The organism is Hylemonella sp. GW821-FHT12C09 (assembly GCF_058807395.1).
On record NZ_JBXAQQ010000012.1, the window covers coordinates 23,713 to 48,518 of the forward strand.

Consider the following 24,806-nt stretch of genomic DNA (forward strand, 5'->3'; position numbering starts at 1 on the left):
GCGACTTCAACGCATCAGGAAATAGGCCGCCAGCAGGTAGAGCACCACGGCGAAGGCGCGCTTGAGCGGCCGGATATCCATGCGGTGTGCGGTGCGCGCGCCCAGCGGGGCCGTCAGGATGCTGGCCGTGGCGATCACCAGCAGACCGGGCAGGTAGAGGTAACCGAAGGCGCCCGGCGGCATGTCCGGCAGGTCGCGCCCGGCCCAGATGTAGCCCAGCGTGCCGGCCAGCGCGATCGGAAAGCCCAGCGCCGCCGAGGTGGCCACGGCCTGGTGGATCTTGACGTTGCACCAGGTCATGAAGGGTACCGAGACGAAGGCGCCGCCGGCGCCCACCACCGAGGACAGCAGGCCGATCACATTGCCCATGCCGAACATGCCCAGGCCGCCGGGCAGCGTGCGCGAGGGCTTGGGCTTGCGGTCGATGAACATCTGCGTGGCCGAGTAGGCGATGAAGAGCGAGAACACCATGCCCAGCACCCGCGTGGGCAGGGCCGCGGCGATCTGCGCGCCGATCAGGCCGCCGAGCACGATGCCCGGCGCCAGCAGGCGCGCCACCGGCCAGAGCACGGCGCCGTGCTTGTGGTGCGCGCGCACCGAGGAGAGCGAGGTGAAGCAGATCGTGGCCAGCGAGGTCGCGACTGCCATCTTGACCACGTACTCGGCCGGGAAGTCCTTGGACTCCAGGATGATGGTCATGAAGGGCACCATGATCATGCCCCCGCCGATGCCCAGCAGGCCTGCGAGGAAACCTGCACACACGCCCATCAGGGCCAGTTCAACAATCAACTGGGGTTCAAGGATCATCGGGGAATTTCTGAGAAGGGCGCGCCGCGGAATGTAGGTGTCTGCAAGTGCCACCAGGCCGCATCCTGAACCGGGGTTCAGGTGGGCGAGGTCAGCGTTGGCTTTGGGTTCATCTGACGCGAGACGATCACGCTAGCCAGGCAATTTCCAAGCCCGGGCTCAATGAGCATTGGTTCAAGGAATTTAAAGCCCGATGGCATTGCAGACCTGTTGATTGTAGTTGGATGCCCAAAAGACGTTGGCGATTCTTGCGTGAAGCGACGTGTGCGGGGCTTTGACGCAGGACACCGTGGAACCGGCTAGGCCGGGCCGCCGGTGTCGCCCCCTTGAGGGTGGGAGGCCTGGCCACACGCAGTGGGCCAGCCACGGGGGGCTTAGATCAGCTGGCCGTCCTGGCCCAGCGCCGCATCGAGCCGCCCGATCAGCGCACCCAGCACGGCGTCGCCGTCGGCGCCATTGCCGCTGGCGATGAGCGGCGTCGTACGCGGCGCGGGGGCGGGAGCAGGGGCGGCAGCGCCGCGGTCGCTCAGCTCGAAGGCCAGGTTCAGCGCCGCCAGCACGGCGATGCGGTCGCGCGCCTTGACCTTGCCGGCGTCGCGGATCTTGCACATGGCGGTGTCCACACGTTCCACGGCATCCAGCAAGCTGGTCTCGCCGCCTTCGGGGCAGCCCAGCAGGTAGCTCTGCCCCATGATCTGCACTTCGAGCTGTTTCATGCGGCGTCCTTGTGGCCGTCGTTTTCAGCCGGCTCGGACAGGCGCTCGAGCAGCGCATCCACGCGGGAACGCGCAGCACCCAGGCGGGACTTGAGCTGGTCGCGTTCGGCTGTCAATTCGTCGATCTGGTCGGTCAGCAGCTCGTTGGTGCGCTGCAGTTCCTCATGGCGCACGAGCAGACGCTCGACACGCTCGACCAGTTGCTCGATTTGGGACGGGTTCGACATAGATCAAGCCATTGTAGGGTTTACGCAAGATTTCGAACGTAAAATCTACAACGTTGGTGCTCGCGGTGTGGTTCACATGCCGCAGTTCAACGGGAAGCAGGAAGGTGAGCCGTCATGGTGAGCCCAACCTGCGCTGCCCCCGCAACGGTAAGTGGACGAGCCGCAAGGCTCCGCTTTCATCAATCAGCCACTGGATGCCCTGAACAAGCATCCGGGAAGGCGATGGAGGTTGTTTCCATCAGCCCGGATACCGGCCAATCAAGTGGTGTCGCGCCTGCGTGACGCCGTGCCGCCCATGCACTGTCGGGGAAGACGGTGAGGGCTCCGGTTCCTTTCTTCATCATGAACAACTGTTCTTCGTACGCGCGCCCGGCCTGGCTGGTGCTGGCCGCTGCATTCCTTTCCTTCTCTGCACAGGCCCAGACCGTGGCGCTGCTGGGCGAAACCGTGGTCACGGCCAACCGCACGGCACAACCCTTGAGCGACCTGGTGGCCGACGTCAGCGTGCTCGACCGCGAAGACATCGAGCGCAGCGGTGCCGGCACCTTGCCGGACATCCTGGCGCGCGTGCCCGGCATCGAGCTGGCGCGCAACGGCGGCCCCGGCACCACGACCAGCCTGTTCATCCGCGGCGGCGAAACGCGCTACACGGCGGTTTTCATCGACGGCGTGCGCGTGGACACGCAATCGGGCAGCGGCGGCGCGCCCTGGGAAAACATTCCCCTGGCACTGATCGACCGCATCGAGGTCCTGCGCGGCCCGGCCGGCGCGGTCTACGGCGCGGACGCCATGAGCGGCGTGATCCAGATCTTCACGCGCAAGGGGGAGGGCGGCTTCTCGCCCTTTGTCAGCACCGGTGTGGGAACCTACAGCACACGCAAGACCGAGGCCGGCTTCAGCGGCAGCCACGAGGCCTTCGACTACGCCCTGGGCCTGGGTGACGAGAGCAGCAAGGGTTTCAATGCCCGGCCCGTCGCAGCCCAGAACGGTGACGATGATGGCTACAACCGCCAGTCCGCCAACGCCCGTCTGGGCTGGCAGATCACGCCGACCCAGCGGGTCGAAGCCACCGGGCTGTCGAGCAACATGAACTCTTCGTACGACACCTCGGCCAGGGACGACAAGAGCCTGCACCAGTTGCAGACCATGGGCCTGAACTGGCTGGCGCAATGGACCGGGGCCTACAGCACGCGCCTGAGCGCCACCGATGCGCGCAACCGCTACGAGACGGAGCCGTCGGTCTCCAAGTCCATCACCCAGCAGCGGGGCTACCTGTTCCAGAACGAATACCGCGTCGGCCCCCAGCTCTTCACGGCTGCCCTGGAGCGGCGCGAGGACCAGCTGGACAACAGCAGCACCACCCCCGCGACGACCGCCCGTGCGCTCAACGGCCTCGCCCTGGGGTATGGCTTCAGCGGCAGGCAGCACACCCTGCAGTTGCAGGCGCGCCAGGACCAGGACAGCGAGTTCGGCCTCCAGAACACGGGCAGCGTCGCGTATGGCTATGCCCTGACGCCGCAGTGGCGCCTGACCGCCTCGGGCGGCACGGCCTTTCGCGCGCCCACGCTGTACCAGCGGTTCAGCATCTACGGTGTGTCCACCCTGCAGCCCGAGAGCAGCCGCAACCTGGAAATGGGTGCGCGTTACAGCGCGGGCACGACCAGCTGGGGCGTGGTGGCCTATCGCAACATGGTCGACAACCTGATCGTCTACGCCAACAGCAACCCGGGCTGCCCCAACAGCCCCAACGGCTGTTATGGCAATGTGGCTCGGGCGGAATACAAGGGCGTGACCTTCTCGGGCCGTCAACGCGTCGAGGACGTGAATCTGCGCGCCTCCCTCGATATTCAGGACCCGCGCGACGGCAACACCGGCCTCATGCTGGCGCGCCGCTCGAACCAGCACGCCACGCTGGGCGCGGACACGCGCCAGGGCCGCTGGACCTATGGCGCCGAGTCCCAGCTCTCGGGCATGCGCTATGACACGGCCGCCAACACCACCGTGCTGCCCGGTTACGTGCTGTTCAACCTGCACGCCCGGGCCCAGCTGGCCCGCGACTGGTCGGTCCTGATGCGGCTGGACAACGCCACGGACGCGCCGTACCAGCTGGCCAGCACCTACGCCACGCCGGGCCGCTCGCTTTTCGTCTCACTGACCTGGGCACCGGGCCCGGCGGCTGCAACTCCGCTTGCCGCCCCTGCGGCGGCACAATGACCACCATGTCCGAAGTCCTGCGTTGCCCGGCCGTCCTGGTCGCCGCCCCGGCCTCGGGCCAGGGCAAGACCACCGTCACGGCCGCGCTGGCGCGCCTGCATGCCCGCCAGGGGCGGCGGGTGCGGGTCTTCAAGTGCGGGCCGGATTTTCTGGACCCGTTCTGGCACACCCTGGCCACCGGTGCCCCCGTGCACCAGCTGGACCTGTGGATGACCGGCGAGGCCGACTGCCGCGCGCGCCTGGCCCAGGCGGCGCGGGAGGCCGACCTCATCCTCGTCGAGGGCGTCATGGGCCTGTACGACGGCCAGCCCAGCGCGGCCGACCTGGCCCGGCACTTCGGCCTGCCGGTGCTCGCGGTGATCGACGCCTCGGCCATGGCCGGCACCTTCGGCGCGCTGGCCTACGGCCTGCAGCACTACCAGCCGGGCCTGCGCTGGGCCGGCGTGCTCGCCAACCGCGTGGGCAGCGCGCGCCACGCCGAGATGCTGCAGCAGGGCCTGCGCGAGCCGCAGCACTGGCTCGGTGCCATGCAACGCAGCGCAGCCCTGGTGCTGCCCGAACGCCATCTGGGTCTGGTCGCAGCCACCGAGCTGAGCGACGCGCAGCAGCGGCTGGACGCCGCAGCCGATGCCCTGGCTGACACCCCGCTGGGTCGCCTGACGCTGGACGAACTGCGCCAGCGCTGGGGCGTGGACTTTCCGGTGCCCGAGGTACGAGCCCCCCAGCCTGCGCTGCTGGAAGGCCAGACGGTGGCGGTGGCCAGCGACGCCGCCTTCTGCTTCATCTATGCCGCCAACGTCGACTGCCTGCAGCAGCTGGGGGCACGCGTGGTCTTCTTCTCGCCGCTGGCCGACCACGCCTTGCCTGATTGCGACGCCGTCTGGCTGCCTGGCGGTTATCCGGAGTTGCACGCCGCGCGCCTGGGCGCCAACCAGGGTCTGCGCGACAGCCTGCGCGCCCACGTGGCGGCGCACAAGCCCTTGTGGGCCGAATGCGGCGGCATGATGGCCCTGTTCGATCGGCTCACCGATGGTGCGGGCGTCACGCATGAACTCTGGGGCCTGCTGCCCGGCTCGGTCACCCTGCAAAAACGCCTGGCGGCATTGGGCCCGCAGGCCCTGGAGACCGGGGCGGGGCAGTTGCGCGGCCACACCTTCCACTATTCGACCTGCGAGACAGCGCTGCAGCCCCGGCTGCGCACCACGCGGCCCGCCCAGGCGGTTGCGGCCGGGGCGGGCGAGGCGGTGTACCAGCACGGCTCCATCGGGGCCAGCTACTTCCACGCCTGGTTCCCCTCCGATCCGGCCCTGGTGGGACGGCTGTTCAGTGTGGGCCTGCCGTTGCCCGAGGAGCTGGTCGCATGAGCGGAATGTCTTCACCCGGCCCGCAGCGCATCGTCTGCCTGACCGAGGAGACCACCGAGTGGCTCTACCTGCTGGGCGAGGAACGGCGCATCGTCGGCATCTCGGGCTACACCGTGCGGCCGCGCCGCGCACGCGAAGAGAAACCCAGGATCAGTGCCTTCCTGAGCGCCAGGATCGAGCAGATCGTCGCGCTGCAGCCCGACTGCGTGTTCGGCTTTTCCGACCTGCAGGCCGACATCGCCACCGAGCTCATCCGCAAGGGCATCCAGGTCACGGTGTTCAACCAGCGCAGCGTGGACGAGGTCTTTTCCATGATGTACCAGGTGGCCGCCATGGTGGGGCAGGTGGAGCAGGGCACACAGCGCATCGCGGCCCTGCGGCAGGGCCTGGACGACATCCGAACGGCTGCGGCCGCCTTGCCGCGCCGCCCGCGTGTGTACTTCGAAGAGTGGGACGAGCCGCCCATCAGCGCCATCCGCTGGGTCTCCGAGCTCATGGGCATCGCCGGGGGCGACGACATCTTTCCCGAACTGGCCCTGCAGTCCATGGGCAAGCAGCGCATCGTGGCCGATCCGCTGGAGATCGCGCGCCGCGCGCCCGACATCATCATCGGCTCCTGGTGCGGCAAGAAGTTCCGCCCCGAGAAGGTGGCGGCGCGGCCCGGCTGGCAGGACGTGCCGGCCGTGAAGCACCAGCAGCTGTTCGAGATCAAGTCGGCCGACATCCTGCAGCCCGGCCCGGCCGCGCTGACCGATGGCGTGGCCCGGATGCATCGCATCATTCAACAGTGGAGCGATTCACAGGCCCCCACGCTCGGCACTGACGTGTCCTCGCTGCCCCCCGAGGGGGCCGTCCGCGCCTTGGGGCGGCCCGGCGGCGCGGGAGATGGCTCATGACCATGCCCTTGGCAATCGCCCGCAGCGAACTCATCCTCGGCGGCCAGCGCAGCGGCAAGTCGCGCCGTGCTGAAACCCTGGCGCGCACCTGGCTGGCGCAATCGCCACAGCACTGCGCCGTGCTGATCGCCACCGCCCATGCGGGTGATACGGAGATGCGCGAGCGCATCGCCCACCACCAGCGCGAACGTGCCCTGCGCGTGCCGGGCCTGTTGACCGTCGAAGAACCGCTGCAACTGGCCGAAGTACTGGCCGCACACAGCCGCGCCGACACGCTGATCGTGGTGGACTGCCTGACCCTGTGGCTCACCAACCACCTCATGCCGGCCAGCGGTGTGGCCGGCGAGCCGCCCATCGAAGCCATGCTGCAGGCCCTGCGCGCGGCCCCGGGTCCGGTGGTTCTGGTCGGCAACGAGATCGGCCTGGGCGTGATCCCCCTGGGGCGCGAGGTGCGCGACTTCGTCGACACCCTGGGCCGTCTCAACCAGGACCTTGCCCGCGTCTGCGAGCGGGTGACCTTCATGGCCGCCGGCCTGCCGCTCACGCTGAAAGGAACGCCATGAACCGCCTGCTCGGCTGCCTCTTGCTGGCCTTGGGCCTGCCGGCTGCGGCATTGCAGATCACCGACGACCGCGGCGTGCTGGTCACATGGGCGCAGCCGCCGCAGCGCATCGTCAGCCTGCTGCCTTCGCTGAGTGAAACCGTCTGCGAGCTGGGCCAGTGCCATCGCCTCGTCGGGGTGGACCGGTACTCCAACTACCCGGCCTCCTTGCAGAAGCTGCCCCAGCTGGGCGGCGGCCTGGACCCGAACATCGAACTCATCGTGGCCCTCAAGCCCGACGTGGTACTCATGGCCAAGTCCTCACGCGCACGCGACCGGCTGGAGGCCCTGGGGCTCAAGGTGCTGGCGCTGGAGCCCAAGAGCCACAAGGACGTGCAGCGCGTGATGTTCAAGCTGGGCCAGCTGCTGGAAGTGCCCGACACGGCACGCATCTGGCGTGCCATCGACGCCGGCGTGTCGGCCGCGGCCCAGTCGCTGCCGGCCGGCGTGCGCGGCGTGAAGGTCTATTTCGAGGTCAACCCCGGGCCCTACGCGGCCAGCGAATCGTCCTTCATCGGCGAGACCCTGGCGCGCCTGGGCGTGCAGAACATCGTGCCTGCCAGGCTCGGGCCCTTCCCCAAGCTCAACCCCGAGTACATCGTGCGCGCCGATCCCGACCTCATCATGATCGGCCAGCGCAGCGCCGATGGCTTGATGAGCCGGCCCGGCTGGCAAGGGATGCGCGCCTTGCGTGAGCGGCGCGTGTGCATCTTCCCCGCCGAAGAGGCCGATGTGCTGGTGCGCCCCGGGCCCCGCATGGCCGAAGCCGCGCGCCTCATGGCCCGCTGCCTGGAGGCCAAGGCCGTCACAGGAGCCAGACCGTGAAGCAGCCGCGCGTGGCCTGGGCGATCCTGCTCAGCATCCTGCTGGCCCTCGGCCTGGCGGCGCTGGGCATCTGTGTGGGCAGCGCCGGTTTCGAAAACCTGCTGCAACCTCTGTTGCACCCGACCGTGGACCCGGGGCAGACCGCCATGGCGCAACAGATCGTCTGGGACATCCGTTTGCCGCGTACGCTGGGCGCCTGGGCCGCAGGTGCCTTGCTGGGCCTGGCCGGCGCCGTGGCGCAGGGGCTGTTTCGCAACCCGCTGGCCGATCCCTATCTGTTGGGCAGCGCTTCCGGTGCCGCGCTGGGCGTGGCGCTGGCACTGGCCGCGCTCGGGGGCGCGGCGGGCATGCTCGGGGGCGGCAACATGATGAACAGCGGCGTGGCCGTCAGCGTGTTCTCCAGCAGCGTCTGGGTGCGCCTGGGGCTCACGGGCGCGGCCTTCATCGGCGCCGTGTTCGCGGTGCTGCTGACCCTGGTGCTCTCGCGCGGCGTGGGCCACACCCTGCGCCTGCTGCTGGCCGGCGTGGTGGTGGGGGTGGTGCTGGGCGCCATGACGCAGCTGGTGCTGCTGTTCTCGCCCGACTCCCTGCAGGCCATGCAGGCCTTCATGCTCGGCTCCACGGCTTTTGTGGGCTGGACCTCCTGTGTGCTGATGGCCGGCGTGTGGTGCCTGTGCGCGCTGGCCGCCCGGCTGCTGGCGCGTGTGCTCGACGGCTTGAGCCTGGGGGACGCCACGGCCATCAGCCTGGGCCTGCCGGTGGCGCCCATGCGTGCGGCCCTGGTCGCCGTGCTGGCGCTGGCCACAGGCACGGCCGTGGCGCAGACCGGTTTGATCGCTTTTGTGGGCCTGGCCGCGCCGCACCTGGTGCGCTCCATCGTCAAGACCACGCACGGCCACCTCATGTTGCTCTCCAGCCTGGCGGGTGGTGTGTTGTTGATGGCGGCCGACACCCTGGCCCGTTGGCTCATCGCCCCGCAGGAGCTGCCCGTGGGTGTGCTCACGGCCGTGCTGGGCGGTGGTTACCTGCTGTGGCTGATGCACCGCGGCATCGCCCGCAGCGGGAGCCCCGCATGAACGCGACGATCCACACCCCGGCCCTCTACGCCGAGGCCATCGAGGTGCAGTTGGGCCATGGCCTGGCCCGCACACCGGTGCTGCACGGCGTGTCGCTCAACATCGCGGCAGGCCGCTGGACCAGCATCGTCGGCCCCAACGGCGCGGGCAAATCCACCCTGCTCAAGTGCCTGGCTGGCCTGCTGCGGCATCAGGGCAGCGTGGCGCTGCTGGGCCAGCCGCTTCTGGCCTTGCCGCAACGCGCGCGGGCGCGCCAGCTCGCCTGGCTGGGGCAGAACGAAAGCTCGGCCGATGACCTGATCGTCTGGGACGTGGCCATGCTCGGCCGCCTGCCGCACCAGCCCTGGCTCAGCGCGCCCAGCGCGGCCGACCACGCGGCCGTGGAGCAGGCCCTGCGCGCCACCCAGGCCTGGGACTGGCGCCATCGCCCGCTGGGCCAGCTCTCGGGCGGCGAACGCCAGCGGGTGCTGCTGGCGCGCGCTCTGGCCGTGCAGGCCCAGGTGCTGCTCATGGACGAACCCCTGGCCAACCTGGACCCGCCGCACCAGGTGGACTGGCTGCTGCTGGTGCGCGAACTGGTGCGCCAGGGCCGCACCGTGGTCAGCGTGCTGCACGAGCTCTCGCTGGCCCTGCAGGCCGATGAACTGGTCGTGATGGCCGCGGGCCGGATCGCCCACCACGGCGCCTGCGAGGACGCCGGCACGCACCGCGCGCTCGAAGCCGTGTTCGACCAGCGCATCCACATCCGTCGCCTTGACGACCAGTGGATTTCCTTGCCTAAAATTTAAGCACATAAAAACCATGCAGATCGAAACTCCACCCAGCACGAAACCCTACGAAAAACCCGAAGGCGAACGTCGCGGCCTGGTCATCGTCAACACCGGTGACGGCAAGGGCAAGAGCACGGCGGCCTTCGGCCTGGCCCTGCGCGCGCACGGCCGCGGCAAGGCCGTCAAGATCTACCAGTTCATGAAGGTGCCGAGCGCGCGCTTCGGCGAGCACCGCATGTTCGAGCAGCTCGGCATTCCGATCGAAGGCCTGGGCGACGGTTTCAGCTGGAAGAGCCAGGACCTGGAACATTCGGCCCAGCTCGCGCGCGACGGCTGGGAGCGCGCCAAGGCCAGCATCCTCGGCGGTGAGCTGTTCCTCGTCATCCTCGACGAGATCACCTACCCGCTGATCTACGGCTGGCTGCCGCTGGACGATGTACTGGCCACCCTGCGCGCAAGGCCGAAGGAAGTGCACGTGGTGCTGACCGGTCGGCGCTGCCCGCCCGAGATCATCGAACTGGCCGACACCGTGACCGAGATGGGCAAGATCAAACACGCTTTCAACGCGGGCATTCCGGCCCAGCGCGGCATCGAGGACTGACGTGCTGCTCTGGCCCGAACCCCTCGCACCCAGCGTCCTGCTGTTGATGGCCAGCGCCCTGTGGCTGGCCCTGCTGGTGGACCGCTATCTGGGCGAGCCCCCGGCATGGTGGCACCCGGTGGTGTGGATGGGGCGTTACCTGGGCTGGATCGGCGCGCGCATCGCGCCGCAACGCGAATGGGTGGGTCGCGATGCCGACTGGTCGCGTTTCCGGCTCGGGGCCCTGGCCTGGGGCCTGGGCGCCATCGTGGTCTTCATGGCCGCGTCCCTGCTGCAGGCCTGGGCACTGGACTGGCATGGGCTGGTGACGGCGCTGTTGCTGGGTGTGCTGCTCAAGCCGCTGCTGGCCTGGTCCCTGCTGCGCCGGGAGGTGCTCGCCGTGGAGCAGGCCCTGGGCAAGTCGCTGGAGGCCGGGCGGGAGCGCCTGGCCTGGCTGGTCAGCCGCGATGTCACAAACCTCAGCGTCGAGGAAGTGCGCGAAAGCGCCATCGAGTCCCTGGCCGAGAACCTCAACGATTCGGTCGTGGCCCCCATCTTCTGGTTCCTGCTGCTGGGCCTGCCCGGTGCGGCGCTCTACCGGTTTGCCAATACCGCCGATGCCATGTGGGGCTACCGCGGTGTCTACCAGGGGCGCGACTGGTCCTGGGCTGGCAAATGGGCCGCGCGTGCGGACGATGTCTTGTCCTGGTTGCCCGCGCGGCTGACGGCCGTGCTGCTGCTGCTGGTGCACAGCGGTGGCCCCTCCCTGCGCGCGCTGCGCCAGCAGGCGCGGCGCACGCCGTCGCCCAACAGCGGCTGGCCCATGGCCGCCATGGCCCTGGCCCTGGGTGTGCAGCTGCGCAAGCCCGGCGTCTATGTGCTGCACGAAAGCGGCCGCGCGGTGCAGGCCGAAGACACGGCGCGTGCGGCCCTGCTGGGCGAACAGGTGCTGTGGCTGCTGCTCGTGCTGGCCTGGGCCACCTTGCTGGGCATGGGGTATGCGCTGGCGGAGGCCCACGCATGACCGCCCCGCGACTGCATGGCGGCCCCGACGCGTTCGGTGTGCCGCTGCACGATTTTTCCAGCAACAGCCATGGTTGCGGCCCCTGTCCGTCGGCGCTGGCAGCGGTGCGCGCGGCCGATGTCACGCGTTACCCCGATCCGACCTACGCCGACCTGCGCACGCAACTCGCGGCCTGGCACGGCGTGGCACCCGAGCGGGTGCTGCTGGCGGCCAGCGCCAGCGAGTTCATCCATCGCATCAGCGCCTGGGCGGCGCAGCAAGGCACCCGCCAGGTGTGGCTGCCGCCGCAGCACTACGGTGACTACGCCGCGGCCGCCTTGGCCTGGGGCCTGCAGACCGTGGAACAGGCACATCAGGCCGGCCTGGCCTGGGCCTGTGAACCTTCGAGCCCGCAGGGCAGGGCGCAGGACGGTCTGGCCGCGCTGGTGCAGGCCACAACGGTCTGTGTGCTCGACCGTGCCTACGAACCCCTGCGACTGGAGGGAACGCCCACGCTGACCCAGGAACAGCTCATGCGTGTGTGGCAACTCTGGACACCCAACAAGGCCTTGGGCCTGACCGGTGTGCGCGCCGCCTACGTGATCGCCCCGCTGGGCGCGCACAAGGCCATGGCGCAACTCGAAGCCCTGTGCCCCTCCTGGCCGCTGGGCGCGCAGGGTGTGGCGCTGCTGCAGGTCTGGGTTCAAGCCGAGACACAAGCCTGGTTGCGCGACAGCCTGGAGACCTTGCGCAGCTGGAAGGCGCGGCAGATCACGTTGTGCGAGTCCCTGGGCTGGACCTGCACGCCCAGCCTGGCCAACTACTTTTGCGCCCGGCCTGAACTGCAAGGCGAGGCGCTCACGCAAGCCCTGCAGCAATTGCGCGCGCAGGGCATCAAGCTGAGGGACGCCACGTCCTTCGGTCTGCCCGGCCAGCTCAGGCTGAGCGTTTTGCCCCCCGCTGCGCAGGATGCCTTGCGCGAGGCGTGGCGCCAGATCACCGAACACGGAAAGGTCGCTACATGAGAGCCAAGGCCGTCATGGTGCTGGGCACGACCAGCGGCGCGGGCAAGAGCTGGCTGACCACGGCCCTGTGCCGTCACTACGCGCGCATGGGCCTGAAGGTGGCGCCCTTCAAGGCGCAGAACATGAGCAACAACGCGCGGGTTGTTGCCCCCACGCTCGGCACTGGCGTGTCCTCGCTGCCCCCCGAGGGGGCCGTGTTGGGCCTTGGGGCGGCCCAGCGGCCCAACGCCGGCGGCGAGATCGGTTCGGCCCAGTATTTCCAGGCCCTGGCCGCCAGGGCCGAGCCCGACGTGCGCATGAACCCCTTGCTGCTCAAGCCCGAGCGCGACACCCACAGCCAGGTCGTGCTGCTGGGCCAGGTGGACGAGGCGCTGACCCGCATGGACTGGCGTGGCCGCAGCGAGAAGGTCTGGCCCGCCGTGGCACGCGCGCTTGATGCGTTGATGGCCGAGAACGACGTGGTGGTGATCGAAGGTGCGGGCTCGCCGGCCGAGATCAACCTCATGGGCAGCGACATCGTCAACCTGCGCGTGGCGCGACACACCGGGGCGCGCTGCCTGCTGGTCACCGACATCGACCGCGGCGGCGCCTTCGCGCACCTCTACGGCACCTGGGCGCTTTTGCCCGAGGCCGACCGCAAACTGATCCACGGTTTCGTGCTCAACAAGTTCCGCGGCGACGCGAGCTTGCTCGCCCCCGGCCCGCAACAGCTGCAGGAGCTCACCGGTGTGCCTACCGTGGCCACGCTGCCCATGTGGTGGCAGCACGGCCTGCCGGAAGAAGACGGTGTCTTCGACGACCGCCATACCGGCAGCGGCGAGATCCACACGCGCATCGCTGTCGTGGCCTATCCGCGCATCAGCAACCTTGACGAATTCCAGCCGCTCAAGAACGTGCCCGGCGTACAGCTGCGCTGGGTGCGCAACCCGGCCGAGCTGCAGGGCGCGGACTGGATCATCCTGCCCGGCTCCAAGCACACCAGCGGTGACCTGGCCTGGCTGCGCACCCAGGGCCTGGACCATGCCATCGCCGCGCACGCCGCGCAGGGCAGGGCGGTGCTGGGCGTCTGCGGTGGCCTGCAGATGCTGGGCGAGGCGCTGATCGACACGCACGGCATCGACGGCAACGCGCCCGGCCTGGGCCTGCTGCCCCTGGTGACGGCCTTCGAGCCGGCCAAGACCGTGCAGCGCACGCGCGCCACCTTTGGCGACGTGACCGGCCCCTGGGCTGCGCTCTCGGGCGTGGCCGTGCAGGGTTACGAGATCCACCATGGCCAGACCGCGCAGCACCCGGCCATGGCGGCCGCGGGTGATGTGGCGCGTGTCCCCGTGCCCGGCCTGGCCTGGCAGAACGGGGCCGGCAATGTGCTGGGCCTCTACCTGCACGGCCTGTTCGAGGACCCGGCGGCGCTGCACGCACTCTTCGGCGCCCAGGTGTCCACGCTGGAAGCCGTCTTCGAGCGTATGGCCGATTTCATCGACGAACATTTCGAACCCGGCGTGCTCGACGCGCTGATTGCTGACTGAACTTATGAACTTCACCTTGCCTTCCATCCCCGACCTGCACGACACCGCACTCGCGCAGCGCCTGCAGCACAAGATCGACCAGAAGACCAAACCCCCGGGCTCCCTGGGCCAGCTGGAAACCCTGGCGCTGCAGCTCGGCTTGATCCTGGGCAGCGAAACGCCCGAGTTGAAGTCCCCGCAGATGCTGGTCTGCGCCGGTGACCACGGCCTGGCCGCACGCGGTGTCTCGGCCTTCCCGAGCGACGTGACCTGGCAGATGGTGGAGAACTTTCTCGCTGGTGGCGCCTGCGTCAGCGTGCTGGCGCGCCAGCACGGCATCGCGTTGAGCGTGGCGGATTGCGGTGTGCGCCACGATTTTGCGCCGCGTCCCGGCTTGCTGAATTACAAGGTGGCACCTGGCACCGCCGACGCTTCCGCGGGCCCGGCCATGACGGTGGCGCAATGCCACCAGGCCCTGGCCAATGGCGTGCAGATTGTCAAGGACCTGCCGGGCAATGCGCTGCTGCTCGGCGAGATGGGCATAGGCAATACCTCGGCCGCTTCGCTGCTGCTCGCACGCCTGGCGAACCTGGACATCGCCGACTGCACGGGCGCCGGCACCGGCCTGGACACCGAGGCCGTGGCCCGCAAGACCACGGTGCTGCGCGAGGTGTTGCTCAGGCATGCGGACGTGCAGACACCGCTTGATGTCCTCGCAGCCTTCGGTGGTTTCGAGATCGCCACGCTCGTGGGCGCCGTGCTGCAGGCCGCGGCCGAGCGCCGGGTCATCGTGGTCGATGGCTTCATCGCCAGTTCGGCGGTGCTGGTGGCCAGCCGCCTGGCGCCCGCCGTCTTGCAGCGCTGCGTGTTTGCCCACCGCTCGGGCGAGCGCGGCCATGCGCTGATGCTCGCGCAGATGCAAGCCCGGCCCCTGCTGGACCTGGGCCTGCGCCTGGGTGAAGGTTCGGGCGCGGCCCTGGCCTGGCCGCTGCTGGTCTCGGCCTGCACCATGCTGCGCGAGATGGCCAGTTTCGAATCGGCCGGTGTCTCGGAAAAGTCGGCCTGAATGACAACGCTGATCATGACCTTCATCCGCCACTACCTGTTGGCCCTGCAGTTCTTCACACGTGTGCCCGTCACGGGCCGGCTCGCCCTATGGGTGGGCTACAGCCCCGGGATGCTGCGCAAGTCGGCCGCGCATTTCCCCGGTGTGGGCTGGCTCGTGGGCGGGCTGTCGGCCCTGCTCTATGCGGCCCTGGCGCGTGCGCTGCCCGACGGCAGCTACACGCCGCTGGTGTTGGCGGTGCTGGTCACGGTGTTCACGGTGCTGCTCACGGGCGCCTTCCATGAAGACGGCCTGGGCGACCTGGCCGACGGCCTGGGCGGGTCTCACGACCGCGAACGCGCGCTGGACATCATGAAGGACTCGCGCGTCGGCGCCTTCGGTGCGCTGGCCCTGGTGCTGGCGCTGCTGCTCAAGGTCGCGCTGCTGGCCCTGCTGGGCGAGGCCGATCCAGCCCTGGCCTGCGGCGCGCTGTTCTTTGCCCATGTGCTCTCGCGCTTCACACCGCTGTGGCTGATCCGCCTGCTGCCGCATGTGGGCGACACGGCACGCTCCAAGTCCAAGCCCCTGGCCGACCAGATCAGCGTTGCCGGCTTGCTGGTGGCCACGCTCTGGGCGGTCGCCGCCGTGGCCCTGGCCTGGTGGTGGTTGCCCGACACCCGGCTCTGGATCGGCGGCGGCCTCGCGGCCGTGCTGGCCTGGCTCTGGATGTGGCGCCTGCTGGCGCGCCGCCTGCAGGGCTACACGGGCGACGGCCTGGGGGCGACGCAGCAGGTCTGCGAGATCGCCATCTATCTCGGCCTGGCGGTGGCCTTGACCCTGTGAAGCTCTGGCTCGTCCGGCACGCGCGCCCGCTGGTCGCGGCAGGGGTCTGCTACGGCGTCAGCGACATGCCGGCCGATGCGGCCCACACGCGCGACTGCGCCGCGCAGCTGGCGCCTTTGCTGCCGCCGGGCCTCACGCTCTGGACATCGCCGCTGCAGCGTTGCAGCGCACTGGCCGAACAGCTGCGGGCTTTGCGCCCGGACCTGCAACTGCGCACCGACGCGCGTCTGGCCGAGCTGGATTTCGGTTGCTGGGAGGGGGTGCGTTGGGACGACATTCCGCGTAAGGCCTTTGATGACTGGACCGCCAACTTCGGTGCCGCGCGTTTCGGTGGCCGCGAGAGCGTCAACGAATTGCTGCAGCGCGTGGCCGCCGTGCGTGCCGAGGTGCAGACACAGGGACAGGACGCCGCCTGGGTCACGCACGCCGGCGTGCTGCGCGCCATGGCCCTGCTGGATCAGGGGCTCGTCACGCTCGATCAGGCGCCGCAGTGGCCGCGGGACGTGGCGGGGTGGGGCGAGTGGCAGGCGCTCGAACTCTGAGCCCTCTCAAGGCGCAGGCGTCTTGTCCTTGAAGTCGCAATAAGCCGACACGCTGCACAGCCAGCACTGCGGCTTGCGTGCCTGGCACACATAACGCCCGTGCAGGATCAGCCAGTGGTGCGCGTCCACCAGGTACTCGGGCGGCACTCGCCTCAGGAGCTGCATCTCCACCTCGTAGGGGTTCTTGCCCGGCGCCAGGCCGGTGCGGTTGCCCACGCGGAAGATGTGCGTGTCGACCGCCATGGTCGGCTCGCCGAAGGCGGAATTCAGCACCACGTTGGCGGTCTTGCGGCCTACGCCGGGCAGGGCCTCCAGCGCCTCGCGGCTGCGCGGCACCTGGCCGCCGTGGCGTTCCACCAGGATGCGGCAGGTTTCCATCAGGTGTTTCGCCTTGCTGCGGTACAGGCCGATGGTCTTGATGTAGCTCTCCAGCCCTTCAAGCCCCAGGTCCAGGATCTTTTGCGGGGTGTTGGCTACCGGGAAGAGCCTGCGCGTGGCCTTGTTCACGCCCACGTCGGTGGCCTGGGCCGACAGCAGCACGGCGGCCAGCAGTTCGAAGACCGAGGTGTATTCGAGCTCGGTGACGGGGAGGGGGTTGGCGGCCTGGAGCGTGGCGAAGAAGGAGCGTGTGGCGGCGGGCGTCATGCAGCGGGAAACAATGTCAGAGGCTGGAGATGTCGAAGAAGCCGTCGCGCGACGGCAGCTTGCTGCGCATCCAGTCCAGGTTAAGGTCCAGCGCGGACACCACGTCCTGCGGCAGCGCGTCCACGATCTCCGGGTCGCTGAAGGCCATGTCGGCCAGGCGGCTGGCCAGGTGCACCACGCCGCCCAGCTGCGAGAGCGGCGGCGAGGCCAGCGGGGCCGAGGCGGTGTTGAGCCCGCGCACGATGTCGGCCGGGAAATGCCAGCGGTGCGCCAGTTCGGCCGTGACCTGGGCCTCGGTGAAACCCAGCAGCTGCTGTTCGCGCGCCCAGCGGTCGCCGGGGATCTGCGGCTGGCGCTCCAGCACGGCCAGGCTGTCGGGTTTGGCCTGCACGATCAGCAGCTCGCCCAGGCGCAGCATCATGCCCGTCAGCCAGGCCTGCTGGGCGTCCAGCCCGATGCCGCCGGCCAGCCACTGCGCGTAGCCGGCGCAGGCCATGCTGTTGCGCCAGAACTCGGTGCGGTCCAGGCCGGGTACCACGGGGAAGGCCACGTTCATGCAGGCCGTCAGCGCCAGCGTGCGCACCTGCGACAGGCCCACCATGGAGATGGCGGCGTCCAGCGTGCCGATCTCGCGGCGCATGCCCATGGCCGCGCTGTTGGCCGTGCGCAGCAGCTTGGCGGTGAGCACCGGGTCCTTGGCCACCAGGTCACGCACCTGGGTGATGGACACGTCTTCGTCGTGCAGGGTGCGGATCAGGGCGTGCGCCACTTCCGGCATCACCGGTAGCTTGACGGACTGGAAAAAAGCAGAAAGATCGGACATGAAACATCCTCGTGTGACAGTCCCGCCAGTGTGGCGGTAACGCAAGCGCGCGGCAAGGGTGGAAATCTCCCGTTACAGCATTGTCCATCAGGTCCATGCCTCCCCTGGCGCAAGGCGCAAATTTCATGGGATGATCCTTCTCCCTGCTGCCCACCCTCACGCCCGACCATGAAGCCACGTGTCCTCTCGCGCGTCCTGCGCCTGTGCCTCGCCGGCCTGCTGGTCGCCGTGCTGGCCGCTTGCCAGACCGTTGCCCCCGCTGATCCGCCCGTCGTCGCGGCACCCGCGGCGTCTGCGCCCGCGCCCGTTCCCGCTACGGTCGCGCCGGCCGCCGCGCCTGTGGCGCCACCGCTCGCGTCCACGAACCGCCCGCGTCTGCTGGTCTTCCTGGTGGTGGACGGCCTGCCGCAGCGCCAGATGCTGGCCTACCGCGACCAGCTGGCCCCGGACGGGCTGGCGCGTTTCCTGGAGCGCGGCGCCTGGTTCAGCGACGCCCACTACGGCCACGCCTTCACCGTCACCGGTGCCGGCCACGCCACCGTGCTCAGCGGCGCCTACCCGCACCGCCACGGCATCATCGCCAACGAATGGCGCGACGCCATCACCGGCGCGCCCGAGTACTGCACCGGCGACACCACCGCCACCTATATCGGCCACAAGACCCAGCCGCTGGACGGCACCAGCCCCAAGAACCTGAAAGTGGAGACGGTGGGCGACGTGCTCCGGCGCGCCGATCCGCGCGCCAAGGTCATCGGCATCTCGGGCAAGGACCGCGGCGCCATCCTGCCCGCGGGCCAGACCGGCACCGCCTACATGTACATGACGCAGACCGGCTTGTTTGCCAGCAGCACCTTCTACATGCCGCAGCACCCGGCCTGGGTCACGGCCTTCAACGCCGCCAGGCCGGCCGACCGCTGGTTCAAGAAGGAATGGAAAGCCCTGCTGCCCGACGAGGCCTACGCCCGTTCGCTGCCCGATCGCCAAGCCTGGTACGGCCAGAAGGCCGCCGCACTGCCCATGCTGATGGGCGCGCCCAGTGACGAAGCCCCGGGCCCGGCTTATTACAGCCAGCTGCTGCGCAGCCCCTACGCCGACCAGCTCACCCTGGACTTCGCGCGTGCCGCCATCGCCGGCGAGGGCCTGGGCAAGGACAACGTGCCCGACATCCTGAGCATCAGCCTCTCGGGCCACGACTACATCAACCACCGCTTCAGCGCCGAGTCGCGTTTCTCGCACGACCACCTGCTGCAGCTCGACCTCATGCTGCAGGATTTCTTCAAGCACCTGGACGCCACCGTGGGCCGCGACAACTACATCGCCACGCTCACTGCCGACCACGGTTTCATGCCCGCGCCCGAGTTCACCGCTCAGCAGGGCCTGCGCTCGGGCCGCATCGTCGGCAGCCAGCTGCTCACGCGGGTCAACAGCGGCCTGGAAGAGGCGTTCGGCGTCGGCAAGTGGGTGAGCTTCTCGGGCTCGTCCCTGCTGCTCAACAAACAGCTCATCACGCAGCAGCGCGTGGACCCGGACGAAGTGGCCGAGGAAGCGCGCGCCCTGCTGCTGGAAGAGCCCGGCATCGCCGCCGCCTACACCCGGCGCGAACTGGCCGCCGGCAGCCGTATCGACGGCCCGTTCTTCGGCGCCATGCAGCGGGCCTGGCACGTCGACGTGTCGGGCGACGTGCAGTACGTCCTCAAGCCCTACTGGATGTTCCAGTCCAGCAGCAGCATCGCCACGCACGGCTCGCCGTACCCGTACGACACCAACGTGCCCATCCTGGCCTGGGGCCCGCGCTGGGTGAAACCCGGCCGCGTGGACGAGCGCGTGGAGGTGGTGGACATCGCCCCGACCGTGGCCAACTGGCTGGGCGTGGCGCCGCCCGCCACGTCCGAAGGCAAGCCGCTGCCGCTGCCGACGAAGTAGGGCACCCGGCGAGGGTGGGGCGGTTTGACGGAGAATCGGGGGAGTCGTTTCTTTCCCCCGAGAACTCCATGCAATTTGCCGACCGCCTCAACCACGTCGAAACCTCCGCCATCCGCGAACTCTTCAAGCTGCTGGGCAAGCCCGGCATCATCTCCTTTGCCGGCGGTTTCCCCGACAGCGCCATGTTCGACGTGGACGGCATCCGCGAAGCCTCGCAGAAAGCGCTCAGCGAAGAACCCGGCGCCGCCCTGCAGTACGGCGCCACCGAAGGCTACAACCCCCTGCGCGAACAGCTCGCCGCCTTCATGGGCAGCAAGGGCGTGCAGGTCGCCGCGGACGGCCTCATCGTCACCACCGGCAGCCAACAGGCGCTGGACCTGATCGGCAAGACCCTGATCAACCCCGGTGACAAGGTCATCGTCGAGGCGCCCACCTTCCTCGCCACCATCCAGTGCTTCCGCCTCTACGGCGCCAACGTCATCGGCGCGCCCATCGACGCGCAGGGTGTGCAGGTGGACCAACTCGAACAGCTGATCGCCGAGCACCAGCCGCGCTTCGTCTACCTCATTCCCACCTTCGGCAACCCCAGCGGCGCCACCCTGAGCCTGGAGCGCCGCGAGCGCATCCTGGCGCTGGCCGTGAAGACGCAGACCGTGGTGATCGAAGACGATCCTTATGGTGATCTGTATTTCGGCGAGGCCCCACCGCCCAGCCTGCTGGCCCTCACGGCCCAGGTGCCCGGCAGCCGCGACTGGCTGGTGCACTGCGGCTCCTTGAGCAAGGTGCTGAGCCCCGGCCTGCGCGTGGGCTGGATGATCGCCCCGTCCGAGTTGCTGGCGAAAGCAACGATGTGCAAGCAGTTCAGCGACGCGCATACCAGCACCTTCGCCCAGGCCACGGCTGCGCAATACCTCAAGGCCGGCCGCATGCCTGCCACCCTGGCGCGCGTGCGCGAGGTCTACGCCGGCCGCGCCCGCACCATGGGTGTATGCCTGAAGAAGGAACTGGGCGACGCCATCGAATTCACCCAGCCCGGCGGCGGCCTGTTTTTCTGGGCCCGGCTCACGGGGGCGGGCGGCAAGCTCAAGGACGCGGGTGAACTGGCCAAACGCGCCATCGACAAGGGCGTGGCCTTTGTGCCGGGTGCGCCGTTTTTTGCCACCAACCCCGATCTGTCCTCACTGCGCCTAAGTTTTGCGACGGTGGGGGAGGACAAGATCCGCGAGGGGGTGGAGAGGTTGGGGAAGGCTATTTGATTCCGAGGTGAATGATCTAAGACATTTGACGAAAGGGGTGCGTTAGGCACCCCTTTCGCCTCTCATCTGGTCTTAGCTGCGGAGGGGCAGGAGCAGACTCACGATTGCTCATCTGGGGGAAAGGCACAGAGCGCCTGCCTCGCTAGACTGTTCCATCAATTTGGGTATTCTCTGAGCGGAAGGAAGTTGCTATGTCGCGTACTAAAGGCGCAAAAAACATCGCTCCATTCGAGCAGCGGAGTTCAATTCAGTCTTCGCCAAATGCTGACATCAAACACTTAGCCGCGGGTTCTGAGCAAAGTGCCTTGGAATCTTTCTCCGCATTGCTTCGACATCAGACTAACTACATCAGATGGATTCAAACGCGTCACGAGGAACTTCAGCAGGCAAATGTCAAAGCCGGCAAAAGTTGGGGCCCCAAGGATGCGACTTACCATAAGTACAAATGGTATGCGGAGCATCTTCTACTTCTTGAGTCCATTAATTCGTTCGAAGTCTTTTTCAAGCGCACGCTCGTGCACTTGGGGGCTGCCATTGGGCCGTACGTACCGGCGGACAGAGTCAAAGGCACAATTGACGCACGGATTCTTTGGACCGCTCAAAACGCTTCATCTGCTTCGGATCTAATTTTCGAGAGCAAGCTGTACCACGATTTAGACAGCATCGACCAAGCAACCGAGTCACTTGTACAAGCGAGGCGGTACAAGAAGAACAACCCAGATCCTTCTATGCGAAAGGTCGTGCGCGCGCTTCAAGCGATCTTCCAAGTCCGACATACCCTATCTCATAATCACGGCCTACTCACGACGAGCGACGCGGGAAAACTCAAGCTACTCGGATTCCCCGCCAAGCAGGGTGAGGTAATTGATCCGACGAAAGACAATCTGGGCGAGTCTATTCGCCGCGCGATGCTGGCGGAGGCTAAAGACTTTACGGCCTGGATCCTAGGTCAAACTGCTACCTATCTCCGAGATGTTGATATAAATACTGGGCTGCAGCTTGCTCGGTCTACCCTTACGGAGATCGAGGCGCGGATCGGAAAAGACACGGCGCTGTCTGCGCTCCCCTGGGCCTAGTTAAGCGTCTGCTTTCCTGTTTCGCGACTCCTCGCAGCGGCTGGCCAGCGCCCTATTGGGCATAAATGACCACGACTAATTCAGGTCATGCGCTGAAATTTCTAGCGTCAGTCTAACGGGGAAGGCCCGGTCGCAGTAGCGCTCTCACTCTCGCGCCGTCGATTTTCCTCGCGGCGAGAAGCTCACTCACAACGAGCTTCATTTCTGAAAAATACATATCGAGAATCGGGACTACATGCCTTATCGCGTAGTTCATGAATTCTTCTTGTTCTTCCTTCGTGAAATCATTGTCTTCAGTTACTGTGCGACCGATAAATTTCTGATGGTCGTCCCAGGCGTTGCTAAAAACCTGGGTGCTAACTGCTGCGACGACATCACGGTCATTTAAGTCGACCCCCTCGATAAAACCAGCCTGCAACAAATAGTACTCAGCAGCGAAGCCGCCGCACGCAACACTTCGCTCTGTGTCGGGCGTAACGAGGCAACCGCGAGTAACTGCGAAGCCTCGCGCATCCCTTTCAAGAAACTCGATTCCTCTTATATCGCCACTTAGATGCAAGCAAACAGTAGCGTGGCCGACTTCGTGCCACGCTTTGAATTCGTCGCTGTTGAGAATGATCTTCATATCAATGTCATTGTGACGTTTGAACGACCCGCTTCACTGGGCCAGGGGTCTGGTATGGGTCGCAAACGGACGTCGTTCTACCTTGACAGTGCCCTGAGTTCCTGTAGATCCAGTATCTCCATCCCCCCCCGCTGCACCCGCAATATCCCCCGCGCCTCCATCCCCTTGAGGATCTCGTTCGTCGTCTGCCGTGAGATGCCGATCATCAGCGCCAGTTCCTGCTGGGTCACGGCCAGCATGCGCCGCGTGCCGCCCTGGCCACTCTGCACCCCGTAACCCTCGGCCATGGCCACGAGGCGCCTTGCCAGGCGCAGCGGGGCGCTGAGCACGGTCTGCTCCTCCATCGTTTGAAACGCCAGGCGCAGCTTGTCGGCCATGAGCACGGCCAGGTCGCGCCAGTGCTGGGGGTGGGCGTGCAGCCAGGCCAGCAGATCGGCCTGGGGCACCTGCAGCAGCGTGGTGGGCTCGGCGGCGTGGGCGTGGTGGGTGCGGGTGGCGCCGTCGAAGACGGTGATTTCGCCGAACCACTGCGCCGGTGGCAGCACCACCAGCAGGGCTTCGCGCGTGTCGTCCTCCTTGCCGACCTGGCCCGAGATGCGGATCGACCCCGCCACCACGGCATACAGCCCGCAGGGCGGGCTGTCGCGCAGGAAGAGCACCTCGCCGGCCTGCAGCTGGCGCACCTTGGCCAGGCGCAGCAGGGCCTGGGCGAATTCGGGTGGCAGGCGGGCATACCAGCGGCCGGCGTTCAGCACGGGCAGGTAGTGTTGCGGCTCGTTCATGGGGTTTGTACGGGGAGCGTGGCTTGTGTCGGGTACCTGACAGACTGAGGGCGAGGGTAGGCAGATCATTGACGCCTGTCAATCATTAGAAAGAGACGTCGTTGATGAAAACCCTGACCGATCACCTCACGCAGTACGCGGCCTACCACCAGGACCCGCGCAACGTGGCCACGCATTTCCTGGGTATCCCCCTGATCGTGCTGGCCGTGACCATCCTGCTTTCGCGCCCGGGCTGGGACGTGGGCGGTCTGCCGCTCACGCCGGCGCTGCTGGTCTCGGTCTTGTCTTCACTGTTCTACCTGCGGCTGGACCTGCGTTTTGGCCTGGCCATGGCGCTGCAGCTGGCCTTGAGCCTGTGGGCCAGCCAGTGGTTTGCCGCGCAGGAGACGGCGCAATGGCTGGGCTGGGGCATCGGCCTGTTCGTGGTGGGCTGGGCCATCCAGTTCCTGGGCCACTACTGGGAGGGCCGCAAGCCGGCTTTCGTGGATGACCTGGTGGGCCTGCTGGTGGGGCCGCTGTTCCTGACGGCCGAGGTGGCCTTTGCCCTGCGCCTGCGCACCGACGTGCAGGCCGAGATGGAGCGTCGCCTGGGCGAGGGCGCGCACGGCGCGCGCCGGGTGGCCACGGCATGAGCTTTACCGCGGCCTTGCCGGCCCTGCTGCTCGGGGCCCTGGCGCTCGTGATGTTCGGCCTGGGCCTGTCGCTCAGCGTGGGCGATTTCCTGCGCCTGCGGCAGCACCCCAAGGCCGTGCTGCTGGCCCTGGCCATCCAGATGCTGTTGCTGCCGGCCGTGGCCTGGGGGCTCATCGTGGGCCTGGGCGTGGCGCCGGTGTATGCCGTGGGGCTGATGCTGCTGGCGGCTTCACCCGGCGGGGTGTCGGCCAATCTGTTCAGCCACCTGTTCGGCGGCAACGTGGCGATGAACATTTCGCTGACGGCCATCAACACGGTGCTGTCCATCGTGAGCCTGCCGCTCATCACCAACGGGGCCATCGCCACCTTTGCGCAGACGGGCCAGGTGGTGCCGCTGCAGTTCGGCAAGGTGTTCGAGGTGGTGGGAGTGATCCTGGTGCCGGTGCTGATCGGCATGGCGGTGAGCCGCCGGCGCCCGGCTTTTGCCGCGCGCATGGAGCAGCCCATGAAGGCTTTCAGCGCCCTGGTGCTGGCGGCCTTTGCCGTCATTGCGATAGCCAAGGAGTGGACGGCGCTGACGCAATCCTTCAGCAGCCTGGGGCCGGTGGTGCTGGCCTTCAACCTGCTGAGCCTGCTCTCGGGTTATTACCTCTCGCGATGGGCCGGGCTGGACAAGCCCATGGCCACGGCGGTGAGTTTCGAGATCGGCATCCACAACTCCACGCTGGCCATCTTCGTGGCGCTGTCGGTGCTGGGCAATTTCCAGCTGGCGCTGCCGGCGGCGATCTACTCGGTCAGCATGTACCTCACGGCCTCGCTGTTCGGCATGCTGGTGTTGCGCCGGGGGCCGCAGCGGGCCGGCGCGTACTGAAACCCTGCCTGGGGGTTGCGAGGCCCGGGCCTTGCGGCTGGCGCCCGTGGCGCTGAACAAAAGGGGCACCCGGGAGGTGCCCCTTTTGTTGGCATCCCCATCGCATGTGCGCTGGCAGACACACGACAAAGCG

General features: G+C 67.8%; 26 protein-coding genes and 1 riboswitch. Of the genes, 19 read left to right on the forward strand and 7 right to left on the reverse strand.

The features are described 5' to 3' along the window. Window positions 1-6 precede the first annotated feature (6 nt). The 3 genes from AC1RRP_RS17255 to AC1RRP_RS17265 form a co-directional block, all read right to left on the reverse strand. Window positions 7-807 carry a sulfite exporter TauE/SafE family protein gene (locus tag AC1RRP_RS17255; protein WP_493038351.1) on the reverse strand — a complete coding sequence of 267 codons (801 nt, stop codon included), beginning with the start codon at window positions 805-807 and terminating at the stop codon, window positions 7-9. A gap of 374 nt (window positions 808-1,181) precedes the next feature. Further along, the gene (locus tag AC1RRP_RS17260) at window positions 1,182-1,523 is read right to left on the reverse strand and encodes a cell division protein ZapA (RefSeq protein WP_493038353.1); all 342 of its coding nucleotides are present in this window, start codon (window positions 1,521-1,523) and stop codon (window positions 1,182-1,184) included. Further along, window positions 1,520-1,750, reverse strand: a complete 231-nt coding sequence (locus AC1RRP_RS17265; RefSeq protein WP_493038354.1) for a DUF904 domain-containing protein — start codon at window positions 1,748-1,750, stop codon at window positions 1,520-1,522. The genes AC1RRP_RS17260 and AC1RRP_RS17265 overlap by 4 nt, the downstream gene beginning before the upstream one ends. 37 nt (window positions 1,751-1,787) lie before the next feature. Further along, window positions 1,788-2,023, forward strand: a riboswitch (cobalamin riboswitch). Between the two features lie 69 nt (window positions 2,024-2,092). Here AC1RRP_RS17265 and AC1RRP_RS17270 point away from each other — a divergent pair. Genes AC1RRP_RS17270 through AC1RRP_RS17335 form a run of 14 tightly spaced genes read left to right on the forward strand, consistent with a single transcriptional unit; the run spans window position 2,093 to window position 16,039 of the window. Beyond that, window positions 2,093-3,964, forward strand: coding sequence for a TonB-dependent receptor domain-containing protein (locus AC1RRP_RS17270; RefSeq protein ID WP_493038356.1), 1,872 nt, complete (start codon window positions 2,093-2,095; stop codon window positions 3,962-3,964). A gap of 5 nt (window positions 3,965-3,969) precedes the next feature. Next, on the forward strand, window positions 3,970-5,328 hold the full coding sequence (locus AC1RRP_RS17275) for a cobyrinic acid a,c-diamide synthase CobB (RefSeq protein ID WP_493038358.1): 1,359 nt from the start codon (window positions 3,970-3,972) through the stop codon (window positions 5,326-5,328). 5 nt (window positions 5,329-5,333) lie between these two features. Then, window positions 5,334-6,224, forward strand: a complete 891-nt coding sequence (locus tag AC1RRP_RS17280; protein WP_493038580.1) for an ABC transporter substrate-binding protein — start codon at window positions 5,334-5,336, stop codon at window positions 6,222-6,224. Next, window positions 6,221-6,787 carry a bifunctional adenosylcobinamide kinase/adenosylcobinamide-phosphate guanylyltransferase gene (locus tag AC1RRP_RS17285; RefSeq protein ID WP_493038360.1) on the forward strand — a complete coding sequence of 189 codons (567 nt, stop codon included), beginning with the start codon at window positions 6,221-6,223 and terminating at the stop codon, window positions 6,785-6,787. The genes AC1RRP_RS17280 and AC1RRP_RS17285 overlap by 4 nt, the downstream gene beginning before the upstream one ends. Beyond that, a complete protein-coding gene (locus AC1RRP_RS17290) occupies window positions 6,784-7,650 on the forward strand; it encodes an ABC transporter substrate-binding protein (RefSeq protein ID WP_493038362.1) in 867 nt (288 codons plus the stop codon). The genes AC1RRP_RS17285 and AC1RRP_RS17290 overlap by 4 nt, the downstream gene beginning before the upstream one ends. Further along, window positions 7,647-8,726 (forward strand): FecCD family ABC transporter permease, encoded by a 1,080-nt coding sequence (locus AC1RRP_RS17295; RefSeq protein ID WP_493038364.1) that lies wholly within the window; start codon window positions 7,647-7,649, stop codon window positions 8,724-8,726. Before AC1RRP_RS17290 ends, AC1RRP_RS17295 begins: the two co-directional genes overlap by 4 nt. Beyond that, the gene (locus AC1RRP_RS17300) at window positions 8,723-9,514 is read left to right on the forward strand and encodes an ABC transporter ATP-binding protein (RefSeq protein ID WP_493038366.1); all 792 of its coding nucleotides are present in this window, start codon (window positions 8,723-8,725) and stop codon (window positions 9,512-9,514) included. The genes AC1RRP_RS17295 and AC1RRP_RS17300 overlap by 4 nt, the downstream gene beginning before the upstream one ends. A gap of 13 nt (window positions 9,515-9,527) precedes the next feature. After that, a complete protein-coding gene (gene cobO, locus AC1RRP_RS17305; protein ID WP_493038368.1) occupies window positions 9,528-10,097 on the forward strand; it encodes a cob(I)yrinic acid a,c-diamide adenosyltransferase in 570 nt (189 codons plus the stop codon). A gap of 46 nt (window positions 10,098-10,143) precedes the next feature. After that, window positions 10,144-11,100 (forward strand): adenosylcobinamide-phosphate synthase CbiB, encoded by a 957-nt coding sequence (gene cbiB / locus AC1RRP_RS17310; protein WP_493038582.1) that lies wholly within the window; start codon window positions 10,144-10,146, stop codon window positions 11,098-11,100. Further along, complete coding sequence (locus AC1RRP_RS17315; RefSeq protein WP_493038370.1) at window positions 11,097-12,104, forward strand: aminotransferase class I/II-fold pyridoxal phosphate-dependent enzyme; 1,008 nt, start codon at window positions 11,097-11,099, stop codon at window positions 12,102-12,104. The genes cbiB and AC1RRP_RS17315 overlap by 4 nt, the downstream gene beginning before the upstream one ends. After that, window positions 12,101-13,630 carry a cobyric acid synthase gene (locus AC1RRP_RS17320; RefSeq protein ID WP_493038372.1) on the forward strand — a complete coding sequence of 510 codons (1,530 nt, stop codon included), beginning with the start codon at window positions 12,101-12,103 and terminating at the stop codon, window positions 13,628-13,630. Before AC1RRP_RS17315 ends, AC1RRP_RS17320 begins: the two co-directional genes overlap by 4 nt. A 4-nt stretch (window positions 13,631-13,634) precedes the next feature. Beyond that, on the forward strand, window positions 13,635-14,675 hold the full coding sequence (gene cobT, locus AC1RRP_RS17325; protein ID WP_493038374.1) for a nicotinate-nucleotide--dimethylbenzimidazole phosphoribosyltransferase: 1,041 nt from the start codon (window positions 13,635-13,637) through the stop codon (window positions 14,673-14,675). A 15-nt stretch (window positions 14,676-14,690) separates the two neighbouring features. After that, complete coding sequence (locus AC1RRP_RS17330) at window positions 14,691-15,497, forward strand: adenosylcobinamide-GDP ribazoletransferase (RefSeq protein WP_493038584.1); 807 nt, start codon at window positions 14,691-14,693, stop codon at window positions 15,495-15,497. Further along, a complete protein-coding gene (locus AC1RRP_RS17335; RefSeq protein WP_493038375.1) occupies window positions 15,494-16,039 on the forward strand; it encodes a histidine phosphatase family protein in 546 nt (181 codons plus the stop codon). Before AC1RRP_RS17330 ends, AC1RRP_RS17335 begins: the two co-directional genes overlap by 4 nt. Window positions 16,040-16,045: 6 nt before the next feature. Here the strand turns inward: AC1RRP_RS17335 and nth are convergent, their stop codons facing one another. After that, complete coding sequence (gene nth / locus AC1RRP_RS17340) at window positions 16,046-16,684, reverse strand: endonuclease III (RefSeq protein WP_493038377.1); 639 nt, start codon at window positions 16,682-16,684, stop codon at window positions 16,046-16,048. A 16-nt stretch (window positions 16,685-16,700) separates the two neighbouring features. After that, window positions 16,701-17,507 carry an HDOD domain-containing protein gene (locus AC1RRP_RS17345; RefSeq protein ID WP_493038379.1) on the reverse strand — a complete coding sequence of 269 codons (807 nt, stop codon included), beginning with the start codon at window positions 17,505-17,507 and terminating at the stop codon, window positions 16,701-16,703. Between the two features lie 168 nt (window positions 17,508-17,675). On the opposite strand from AC1RRP_RS17345, the gene AC1RRP_RS17350 reads away from it, so the two are divergent. The 3 genes from AC1RRP_RS17350 (at window position 17,676) to AC1RRP_RS17360 (ending at window position 21,762) form a co-directional block, all read left to right on the forward strand. After that, window positions 17,676-19,430 carry an alkaline phosphatase family protein gene (locus AC1RRP_RS17350; RefSeq protein ID WP_493038381.1) on the forward strand — a complete coding sequence of 585 codons (1,755 nt, stop codon included), beginning with the start codon at window positions 17,676-17,678 and terminating at the stop codon, window positions 19,428-19,430. Between the two features lie 68 nt (window positions 19,431-19,498). After that, window positions 19,499-20,686, forward strand: a complete 1,188-nt coding sequence (locus AC1RRP_RS17355; protein ID WP_493038383.1) for an aminotransferase-like domain-containing protein — start codon at window positions 19,499-19,501, stop codon at window positions 20,684-20,686. A gap of 191 nt (window positions 20,687-20,877) precedes the next feature. After that, entirely contained in the window at window positions 20,878-21,762 is an 885-nt protein-coding gene (locus tag AC1RRP_RS17360) for a hypothetical protein (protein ID WP_493038385.1), read from the forward strand. Between the two features lie 112 nt (window positions 21,763-21,874). Here AC1RRP_RS17360 and AC1RRP_RS17365 read toward each other — a convergent pair whose 3' ends face one another. Both AC1RRP_RS17365 and AC1RRP_RS17370 read right to left on the reverse strand, forming a co-directional pair. Continuing rightward, window positions 21,875-22,387 carry a hypothetical protein gene (locus AC1RRP_RS17365; RefSeq protein WP_493038387.1) on the reverse strand — a complete coding sequence of 171 codons (513 nt, stop codon included), beginning with the start codon at window positions 22,385-22,387 and terminating at the stop codon, window positions 21,875-21,877. Window positions 22,388-22,464: 77 nt separating this feature from the next. Further along, window positions 22,465-23,169 (reverse strand): Crp/Fnr family transcriptional regulator, encoded by a 705-nt coding sequence (locus AC1RRP_RS17370; protein ID WP_493038389.1) that lies wholly within the window; start codon window positions 23,167-23,169, stop codon window positions 22,465-22,467. Window positions 23,170-23,273: 104 nt separating this feature from the next. Here AC1RRP_RS17370 and AC1RRP_RS17375 point away from each other — a divergent pair, with 104 nt between their 5' ends. Then, on the forward strand, window positions 23,274-23,801 hold the full coding sequence (locus tag AC1RRP_RS17375) for an Mpo1 family 2-hydroxy fatty acid dioxygenase (protein ID WP_493038391.1): 528 nt from the start codon (window positions 23,274-23,276) through the stop codon (window positions 23,799-23,801). Beyond that, window positions 23,798-24,673, forward strand: coding sequence for a bile acid:sodium symporter family protein (locus AC1RRP_RS17380; RefSeq protein WP_493038393.1), 876 nt, complete (start codon window positions 23,798-23,800; stop codon window positions 24,671-24,673). Before AC1RRP_RS17375 ends, AC1RRP_RS17380 begins: the two co-directional genes overlap by 4 nt. Window positions 24,674-24,806: the final 133 nt, after the last annotated feature.